We start from the raw sequence: 7982 nt of genomic DNA, 5'->3' as shown, positions 1-7982 counted from the left end.
GCCCGGGGGCCTCTCTCCCGACCCTCTCGTCAGACCCAGGAGAAAGACCATGGGCATGTTTTCACAGTCGAAGCCGCAGCCGAAGACCACCGCCGGGACTGGATCTGGCCGCTGCACGTGGTCCTGAGCAAGAAGCTCGGACTGCCCGAGGGCACCAAGCCCTCCAGCTACATCGAGCTGCCGGAGAACTTCACCGAGATCACCGGCCAGGCCCTCAAGGTGACGGTGCCGGCGGACTGGGCCGGGGACGACGGGAAGGCCGCCGTCACCAGCGCGATCCGGGAGAAGCTGGCCCTCCAGGACGTGGCCTTCTCCTGGCACATGGACGGCCGCAACCACTACGTCACCGCGACCCAGAGCCCCCGCCCGCCGTCCAAGGTGCTGTTCTCCGATGCGGACGTGCAGATCCTGGTGAATGCCGCGAAGGAAAGCGCGCCGCTGATCGGTCTCTCCCACCGGAACACCACCGTGAGCGTTGACCTGGACGCCGAATCCCCGCACGTCCTGGTGAGCGCCGGAACGGGCGGTGGAAAGTCCGTCATCCTCCGGGGAATCTTCGCCCAGCTCCTCCACAACGGGGCGGAGGGAACCGTCCTGGACCGCAAGCGCCACTCTCACAAGTGGGCACGCGGAATCCCGGGTGTCGAATACTGCCGCGATATCGAGGACATTCACGACTCCCTGATCCGGCTCGGTATCGAGGGTGAGCGCCGTAACCGGATCGTGGATGACTGGGAGGGTGAGGGAGACGCCCCGGTCGGTCCCCGGCACGTGATCCTCCTGGAGGAGGTCAATGCCACGATCGGCAAGCTCAAGCGCTACTGGGTCGCCATCCGCACCAAGGAGGACCCGAAGGAATCCCCCGCTATCGACGCGCTCGCGGAAATCCTGTTCATGGGCCGCGCGGTCAAGATGCACGTCCTGGCGGTCGGCCAGAGCATGACCGCCAATTCCATGGGCGGCCCCGAAATGAGGGAGAATTTCGCAACTCGTATCCTGGCCCGCGCGACCAGGAACGCCTGGAACATGCTGGTCCCGGAGGTCCAGCCCGCCCCCAAGTTCACCCGCCACATCGGCCGGGCCCAGGTCGTCCTGGGCGGTGTCGCCCATGAGACCCAGGTCCTGTTCATGACCGAGCCGGAGGCCCATGCCTGGGCCATGGTGGGACGCTCTGTCGCAGCGTCGCAGGGTCGTAGCACCCCCTCCAACCTGGAGAAAGACCCTACGACAGTCGCAACGACAGGCCCCGCGGCTTCCCCGGCCACCAACCTTGGTGGCCCCGCCGGCGCGGCCGGTCTGCCCGGCCCGCGCATCACGGAAGACGACTTCGTGGCCCAGATGGAGGCCGCGTTCTCCGAGCCCGCGACCAGCGAGAAGGAAAAGCCGATCTCCCTCTCCGAAGCGGTCAAGGAGGAAATCGTCACGACCACCCTGCACGCGGTCCGCCGGGCCTCCCTGCGGGACGACGAATTCCCGCCGTCTGTCGGGAAGGCGAAGAACGGCGCGTTCCTGTACTGGCCCGCAGACCTCCGCAAGTGGGAGCGGAACCGGGTCAAGGCCGGTAACTCCGCCAACGAGGTCTAGAAGTCAATTCCCAGGGGGCTCGGAATTCCGGGCCCCCGACCACTCCGAAAGGCAACGCAATGAAGCTCCTCAAGCACATTGACGCATTCCTCCAGGAATGGCACGACAGGCGGCAGGACAAGAAGCACGCCGAATGGGTCGAGGCCATGCGGATTGACTTCACCATTCGGGCCGTCGATGTGGCCCTGGAGGAGGCGGTCAAGACCGCGCACATCCGGATGGCGGAGCAGGGTCCGGAATTCGAATTCGAGGGGATCACCCCTGAGGAGATTCAGCACATCGTGCTCCGGTCCTTCGGCCTCCGGATCAGCGAAGCCGACGCGATCGAGATCGTCACGGCCCGGCTCGGGTTCTTCGGCTTCGACCCGGCCGCCGTTATCCGCACCCCGAAGAAGGAGAACGCGAAGTGAGCACCGAGACCGCCGCCGTGGAATTCGAGGACGAGACCACCGGAAAGCGCTGGACCCTCCCGAAGCTCCCGGCCTGGACCCCGGGCCTGATCCTCTGGGTCAGCCGGATCGCCCTGGCCGTGGCCACCGCGTACATCGTCCTGACCGTGGTCCGGGCGGAGATCGCCCTCCACTCCCTGGGCCTGCCCTGGTGGGTCCTGGTCGTCTTCTACTCCGGCGTCTTCGGCGTCCTGCTGCGGCTCGGGATGGACGCGAAGAAGGGGTGGACCCAGGCCCGGCACCAGTGGCAGACCTACGTCCGGTGGGCCAACGGCCTGACCTAGAAGGGGAGCCACCGTGTTCCGCAGGAAGCCCGACCACCGCCCCCTGATCCGCCGGGCGGTCACCGAGATCCGGAGCGGCGCGTACAACACGCTCCGGGGGAACCCCGGCACCGAAGACCTCCGCCGCTACCTGGCCACGACCTACGGCCTCAGCATCACCGACGACCAGGCGGCCGAAGCTCTGCGGCAGGTCTGACCCTCCCGCCCGGCCGGCCGACCCAACCCAAAGGAGAGATCGTGTTCACCCTCGGAGACGCGAACAAGGCCAAGGCGAACAACCCGCCCCGTGGCGAGTGCCGGCAGTGCTGGTACCACGCCTACAACGGCCGTGAGGTCCACGCCCACCTGGGCCCCCGTGAGGACTGCGGGCCTTGCGTGGACCACATGAACAACGGCCACGGAGACCAGATCGTCAGGTGACCTGAGTCCCGGCCAGCTCCACCAGGAGGCCCGCCCCGTACGTCGGGGCGGGCCTCCGTGCGTGCAGTGCTTGCAGTGCATTCCGTGCCATCTGACCGGCTCTCATGTCGAGTCTGGCCAGACTCGTTCGGGTGAGGGCCTTGACCGACTGTACGGAAGTCCGTACAGTTCTGGGTGTACGGAAACCCGTACAGCGGACCCTAGGGGAGGGCAATCCCATGAAGATCAAGGCCAGCGCCGCACTGCTCGGACTGCTCGCTCTCTGCGGCCTGGTGATGGCCGTCCTGGCGGGCCTCTTCGCCTCCAGCCACGGCCTCACCACCACCGGAGCCCTGATCTGGGCCGCTGTCGTCTACACCATCACCGTGGCCGCCCTCGGCCACTGGGCCAAGCTCCCCGGCGGCGCGGTGGTGATCCGCTCCCTACTCCTGCTGGCCGGAGCCCCCGTTGCGGTCCTGGGCGCGCTCCTCCTCCAGGGCGCCGCCGGAATCAAGCTGACCCCCTCCGTCTGACCCCACCACCCACCACCAGGAGAACTCACCAATGACCGAGACCGTGACCGAGACCGACAACCCCTGGGGCAGCGCGCGGCCCTGGCTCACCGCCGACACCGTGGTGATCCGGCGTGAGGAGGTGCTGCTGATCCAGCGCGCCGACGAGCCGCACAAGGGCCACTGGGCCCTCCCGGGCGGCTACGTGGACCAGGGCGAGACCTCCAGGCAGGCCGCCGCGCGTGAGCTGGAGGAGGAGACCGCCATCGTGGCCATGCCGGAGGAGCTGGTCCAGGTCGGTGCCTACGACGACCCCGACCGCGACCCGCGCGACCGGGTGGTCACGGTCGCCTACCTGCTGGAGGTGGCCTCCGGCGTGGTGGCGGTGGCCGGCGACGACGCCGCCAACGTCGGCTGGTTCCGGCTGGACAACCTGCCGCCGCTCGCGTTCGACCACGGCCAGATCCTGACGGACGCGGTCCGCCAGCTCACCACCAAGGAGAACTGACATGTCGCTGACCTTCCGCAACGGTGACGACGCCTTCAAGCGCGGCCTGGACATCACCATCAGCCTGACCCCGAGCCAGGCGAAGGCCCTGGGCCCGGAGGTCTCGACCCTGGCCGACTGGTTCGACACCGCCCTCTGGGCCCTGGCCTGGCTCCGCTCCGGGCAGAGCATCGACGGCCAGCCCCACGCCTTCACCCTGGACGACTTCCACACCGCGATCAACGACCTCGACCACCGCCTCCTGCCCCGGCTGGAGGGAGTCCGGGACGCGATGATCCGGGCCCATGCTGAGGCCGGCGGGAGCGTCGGTGACCTGGCCCTGGCCATGGACGTCTCCCGCTCCACCGCCCAGTACCGCCGGGAAACCCTGCTCAACAAGACCCCGGCCGTGTTCGAGAGCTGGGCCACCGGCTCCAACACCGACCAGAGCTGACCCACCCCGAACAGCAGGGGCGGCCGTCATCCCGCGAAGAAGTCCGGCCGCCCCGTCCACCCACCAGCCAGAAGCCTGACCAGGAGGTCACCCCATGTTCCCATCCGTCTTCGTGCTGCTGCTGGTCGCCCACTTCGCTGGCGACTACCTGTTCCAGACCGACCACATGGCCACCCACAAGGGCGAGTGCAGCCGCAGGGGCTGGCGGGCCAACTCGGAGCACGTGGCCGCGCACGTCGCCTCGATGTTCGCCGTCCTGGTGGTCGCCCGGTTCTCCCTCGACCTCGACACCGGGACCTGGCCGACCCTGGCCGCCATCGCCTGGGCGGCCGGCACCCACGGGTTCATCGACCGCCGCTGGCCCATCGCCTGGTGGATGGACAAGACCGGTTCGGCCGCCTTCCGGACCAACGGCGGGGCCCCGCTGGTGGACCAGGCCGCCCACATCGTCGTCGGTCTCTTCCCGGCCGCCGTGCTGATCGCTGCCCTGAGCTGACGCCCGGCCCCGGCCGGACGGCAACCCGCCGCCCGGCCGGGCCTCACCCGGAGGAGTGATCCGCATGTGCACTGGTCGCTACCGCCACGACCCCCAGGGCGAACACCACGGGGGATTCCCCACCTACGGCTACCGCCTGGCCCCCGATGGCCTGCTCACCCGCCGCCAGCTCCGCGCCCGCGGCCTCCGCCCGGCCGGCCACGACCCGGTGGCCCAGATCGAGTGGCGCCGGGGCCGCAGGGTGGCCTACCTCTTCCGCCTCGACCTGGCCCGCCCGGTTCGCCCGATGACCCCCGCGCGCTGGCGCTCCCACGCCAGGATGATGCTCGCGCGCCGGACCTGCCCGACCTGCCGCACGGACGCGGGGTACGTCATCCCGCGCTCCCTCGGCTCCTGCTGGCCCTGCTCGCAGACCGACCCGGCCGCACTCGCGGCCTGACCGAAGGACAACCCATGAACATCCACCGCGACGAAATCTCCGCCTCCGCCAAGCTCCCGGCGGACCAGGCCGCCGACCTGCTCGCCCAGCTCACCCAGCGGGAGAACCCCACCCCGGGACAGTGGCTGGAGGGCACCCTCCTCTCCAGCTCGGCCCCGGCCGCGACCCCCGAGCGCTTCGAGGTCCCGGCGGACCTGGACCGCTGGCCCGCGCACGAGATCACGGGCTGGCTGGCCCGGCTGGAGGACGACGACCGAGTCTCGGACGCTGACCTCCAGCGCGCCCGCCAGGCCGTCAGCACCGCCCTCGGCATCGAGGACTGACCACTCCGCAAGCTGTCGCGTCTGCTGTCGCACGCCCCTGTCACGACCGCCCCTGTCGCGGCCTGTGACATGGGAGAACGGGCCGAAACCCCCGTAGCTGAGGCAGACGCGACAGCACCCGCGACACCGGAAGGATCACCGTGTCCAGTCCCAGCAACCTCTCCCCCGCCGACCTCTCGCACGCCATGCTCCTGGCGATCCTGATGGACAACGGCGGCTCCTTCGAGATCAACGCCAGCGCCTTCGAGACCGACGCGATCGGGGGCCCGGACGGGGCCTTCCACGCGGTCTCCATGGACCCGCTGCCGAACGGCAAGCTCCGGCTGTCGGCTGTCCCCCGACCGGCCGGAGACGCCGGCGGAATCCAGATCGGCTGACGGGGATGGACGTGCAGACCTACGACCCCACGTGCCGCGCGCACTACGCCGACGACCCTCACTCCTGTTCCGGCCCGGCGGTGGTGACCGTGATCCACGCGGACCGGGTGCACGGCAGTGTCGGGTGCGAGCGGCACGCCGCCGACCGGATGGCGGCCTGGCCCGGTTCCTACCCGATCGGCCTGCCCGATGCCCCGGTCGGTACCGCCGTCCGAGTCTTCAAGGCGGCCCACGGCCAGGGCTGACCACGCAGTACATGCAGTACGTGCAGTACGTTCCGTGTCATCTGAGCGGCCCCTATGTCGGGGGCCGCTCAGTTTCGTTGGAGCTGATGCCTTGACCGACTGTACGGAAGTCCGTACAGTTCTGGGTGTACGGAAATCCGTACACCACAACCGGGAGGGGAACACCATGTGGCCCAGCATCATCGCCGTACTCGGAACGCTGGCCGGTGCCGTCGTGGCCGGCGCGCTCCAGCAGCGCGGGGCCCGCGCCGACCGCATCGAGGCCCGGACGGAGAGCCGCCGCCGGGACCAGCTCCAGGCCGTCACCGAGCTGGCCGCCGCCATCGCCGACCACCGCCGCGCGATGTGGACCCGCGAAGACCTCCGGCTCAGCGGAGCCGACACCGAGACCTACGCCGCCGCCCGCGCTGCCAGCCACGCGACCCGGTCCGCCATCACCGCCCCCCAGGTCCGCCTGGCCGTGCTCGCTCCGGAGCTGACCGAGGTGGCCACCGCGGCTGCCCGCGCGTCCTATGCGCTCCGTTCGGCCGCCGACCAGCAGGCCCTGGAGGCCGCCCGCACCGCAGCGGTGGCCGCCGCCGATCTCCTGGTGACCAAGGCAGGCCAGGCCCTGGCCGCCTGACTCAGTACGTGCAGTCCATGCAGTGCCCTCCGTGGCACCTGAAAGGCCAGAACGCCCCCTCAGAGGCTCTGAGGGGGCGTTCTCCGTGCCGGGCTCCGACCGGGCGTCAGGAGCCCGGCACAGCCCTGCCGATGGCCTCCTGGACGGCCTCCCGGAGCAGGTCCCCGGAGGTCAGGATCTGAGCGCGAAGCTTGTCCCGCCGCTCCAGATCCTCAGCCTTGGGCCGCTCGCCCAGAGCTGCGGCGAACATCGCCAGGCCCGCCGGCACCCCTCCCCGCGCGGCGTCCCGCATCTGCACCACCGGCCCGTCCCCGAAGCGGTCAAACCACGCCTTGAGCTGCACCACCGCCGGTTCGCTGGTCCAGTAGGCGGCCCGCACCACGGTCTGGCCCAGGTCCGCCTGGAGCTTGACCTCCATGCGCCCGTCCAGGTCGTCCCCGGCCTCCCGGTCCTCCGGCGTCCAGCCAGCGCGCTGGGTGGAGCCCCACCGTCGGCCGGGAGCCGACGCCTCCCCCGGCGGTGGCTCCGGCCACTCCCGGTCCAGGTCGCGCCGCCGGAGCACCGTCCGCAGCGCGAAGCCGACCACCGCCGCCCGGGTACCGGTCAGCGTCCCGGCCTGCCGGAGCCGGTCCCGCTCCAGCCTGATCCGGAGCCGGGCCGCGCTCGCCTCGCTGCCCCGAAGGCCGGCCAGACCGGCGTTCTTCCGGGCCTGGCTCAGCCACTCCTCCTCAGCCTTCGCCCCGGCCTTCACAAGATCGTTCAGTGCCAGCAGATCGGCCCTCGGGAGGGCCAGGACAAAGCTCTTGTGCGTCATGCGGGAATTCTAGCTAGATAGATCAAAGAGGGGTTCTCGGGCTATCTGGCTAGATTGATCGGGGAGGAGATCGGCCCCGCCCGGCGGGCTCTGCCGACCGGCGGGGAGGGGTGCCCTCGGGCCCGTTTCTGACGAGCCGTCAGAAACCGAGAGCACACCGATCACGGAAAGTTACCAAAAATAAGTTGGCGTCAAGTCTTGACTTTTGCTCACTTGGGGGTGCGTAATTTAGGTGAGGGTGAATGGTCTAGTTTGATCTTCGCAACTCAGAGTAACAGAATTCATGATCACGAACGGTTGGCCGGCCGAGGGCCCCGAAGGGGTCCAAGTCGAGAGAAGAGGTTACGAGATGCAAAAGCCCAGGTCAGAGCACACGGAAGCTACTGCAAGTCAGTGCCGCACTGCTTTTCCGGCCAACGGCCGAGCGCCGAAGGCGATCACACCGTGTAGCAGTTTCGCCGCCGCAGGCGGTGGTCTGCCGAAGGCAGGTACTCCGA

General features: G+C 69.5%; 15 protein-coding genes. 14 read left to right on the top strand and 1 reads right to left on the bottom strand.

Translation table 11 applies throughout. The annotated features are described in order from the left end of the window. The 14 genes from ACFWPT_RS39415 to ACFWPT_RS39350 form a co-directional block, all read left to right on the top strand. On the top strand, positions 1-1584 hold a 1584-nt coding region (locus ACFWPT_RS39415), incomplete at its 5' end, for a pRL2-11 (protein WP_380487792.1). A gap of 59 nt (positions 1585-1643) precedes the next feature. Then, on the top strand, positions 1644-1994 hold the full coding sequence (locus tag ACFWPT_RS39410; RefSeq protein ID WP_380487790.1) for a hypothetical protein: 351 nt from the start codon (positions 1644-1646) through the stop codon (positions 1992-1994). Further along, positions 1991-2317 carry a hypothetical protein gene (locus tag ACFWPT_RS39405; protein WP_380487788.1) on the top strand — a complete coding sequence of 109 codons (327 nt, stop codon included), beginning with the start codon at positions 1991-1993 and terminating at the stop codon, positions 2315-2317. The genes ACFWPT_RS39410 and ACFWPT_RS39405 overlap by 4 nt, the downstream gene beginning before the upstream one ends. A gap of 13 nt (positions 2318-2330) precedes the next feature. Next, positions 2331-2513: a hypothetical protein gene (locus tag ACFWPT_RS39400; RefSeq protein ID WP_380487786.1), complete on the top strand. Its 183-nt coding sequence runs from the start codon at positions 2331-2333 to the stop codon at positions 2511-2513. 41 nt (positions 2514-2554) lie between these two features. Further along, positions 2555-2737, top strand: a complete 183-nt coding sequence (locus tag ACFWPT_RS39395) for a pRL2-8 (protein WP_380487784.1) — start codon at positions 2555-2557, stop codon at positions 2735-2737. A gap of 218 nt (positions 2738-2955) precedes the next feature. After that, positions 2956-3249, top strand: a complete 294-nt coding sequence (locus ACFWPT_RS39390) for a hypothetical protein (RefSeq protein ID WP_380487782.1) — start codon at positions 2956-2958, stop codon at positions 3247-3249. A 31-nt stretch (positions 3250-3280) separates the two neighbouring features. Further along, on the top strand, positions 3281-3736 hold the full coding sequence (locus ACFWPT_RS39385) for an NUDIX domain-containing protein (RefSeq protein ID WP_380487780.1): 456 nt from the start codon (positions 3281-3283) through the stop codon (positions 3734-3736). A 1-nt stretch (position 3737) separates the two neighbouring features. Next, the gene (locus ACFWPT_RS39380; RefSeq protein WP_380487778.1) at positions 3738-4169 is read left to right on the top strand and encodes a hypothetical protein; all 432 of its coding nucleotides are present in this window, start codon (positions 3738-3740) and stop codon (positions 4167-4169) included. Positions 4170-4263: 94 nt separating this feature from the next. After that, entirely contained in the window at positions 4264-4665 is a 402-nt protein-coding gene (locus tag ACFWPT_RS39375; protein ID WP_380487776.1) for a DUF3307 domain-containing protein, read from the top strand. 64 nt (positions 4666-4729) lie between these two features. Then, entirely contained in the window at positions 4730-5104 is a 375-nt protein-coding gene (locus ACFWPT_RS39370) for an RRQRL motif-containing zinc-binding protein (RefSeq protein WP_380487774.1), read from the top strand. A 14-nt stretch (positions 5105-5118) separates the two neighbouring features. After that, the gene (locus ACFWPT_RS39365) at positions 5119-5427 is read left to right on the top strand and encodes a hypothetical protein (protein ID WP_380487772.1); all 309 of its coding nucleotides are present in this window, start codon (positions 5119-5121) and stop codon (positions 5425-5427) included. 140 nt (positions 5428-5567) lie between these two features. Continuing rightward, positions 5568-5804 carry a pRL2-19 gene (locus ACFWPT_RS39360; RefSeq protein ID WP_380487770.1) on the top strand — a complete coding sequence of 79 codons (237 nt, stop codon included), beginning with the start codon at positions 5568-5570 and terminating at the stop codon, positions 5802-5804. Positions 5805-5809: 5 nt separating this feature from the next. After that, positions 5810-6049, top strand: a complete 240-nt coding sequence (locus ACFWPT_RS39355) for a hypothetical protein (protein ID WP_380487768.1) — start codon at positions 5810-5812, stop codon at positions 6047-6049. Positions 6050-6215: 166 nt separating this feature from the next. Then, positions 6216-6671 carry a protein kilB gene (locus ACFWPT_RS39350; protein ID WP_380487766.1) on the top strand — a complete coding sequence of 152 codons (456 nt, stop codon included), beginning with the start codon at positions 6216-6218 and terminating at the stop codon, positions 6669-6671. Positions 6672-6777: 106 nt separating this feature from the next. On the opposite strand, the gene ACFWPT_RS39345 is transcribed toward ACFWPT_RS39350, so the two are convergent. Then, positions 6778-7485, bottom strand: a complete 708-nt coding sequence (locus ACFWPT_RS39345) for a hypothetical protein (RefSeq protein WP_380487764.1) — start codon at positions 7483-7485, stop codon at positions 6778-6780. Between the last annotated feature and the right edge of the window lie 497 nt (positions 7486-7982).

It is taken from the genome of Kitasatospora sp. NPDC058478, assembly GCF_042720345.1.
Taxonomy (GTDB): Bacteria; Actinomycetota; Actinomycetes; order Streptomycetales; family Streptomycetaceae; genus Kitasatospora.
This window is presented reverse-complemented; position numbering and strand designations above follow the sequence as displayed.

Bases quoted from the DNA above. Each gene is read 5' to 3' on its own strand.
- ACFWPT_RS39380 (WP_380487778.1), top strand. From the start codon at position 3,738: ATGTCGCTGACCTTCCGCAACGGTGACGACGCCTTCAAGCGCGGCCTG.
- ACFWPT_RS39390 (WP_380487782.1), top strand. From the start codon at position 2,956: ATGAAGATCAAGGCCAGCGCCGCACTGCTCGGACTGCTCGCTCTCTGC.
- ACFWPT_RS39370 (WP_380487774.1), top strand. From the start codon at position 4,730: ATGTGCACTGGTCGCTACCGCCACGACCCCCAGGGCGAACACCACGGG.
- ACFWPT_RS39345 (WP_380487764.1), bottom strand. From the start codon at position 7,485: ATGACGCACAAGAGCTTTGTCCTGGCCCTCCCGAGGGCCGATCTGCTG.
- ACFWPT_RS39375 (WP_380487776.1), top strand. From the start codon at position 4,264: ATGTTCCCATCCGTCTTCGTGCTGCTGCTGGTCGCCCACTTCGCTGGC.
- ACFWPT_RS39365 (WP_380487772.1), top strand. From the start codon at position 5,119: ATGAACATCCACCGCGACGAAATCTCCGCCTCCGCCAAGCTCCCGGCG.
- ACFWPT_RS39355 (WP_380487768.1), top strand. From the start codon at position 5,810: ATGGACGTGCAGACCTACGACCCCACGTGCCGCGCGCACTACGCCGAC.
- ACFWPT_RS39385 (WP_380487780.1), top strand. From the start codon at position 3,281: ATGACCGAGACCGTGACCGAGACCGACAACCCCTGGGGCAGCGCGCGG.
- ACFWPT_RS39350 (WP_380487766.1), top strand. From the start codon at position 6,216: ATGTGGCCCAGCATCATCGCCGTACTCGGAACGCTGGCCGGTGCCGTC.
- ACFWPT_RS39410 (WP_380487790.1), top strand. From the start codon at position 1,644: ATGAAGCTCCTCAAGCACATTGACGCATTCCTCCAGGAATGGCACGAC.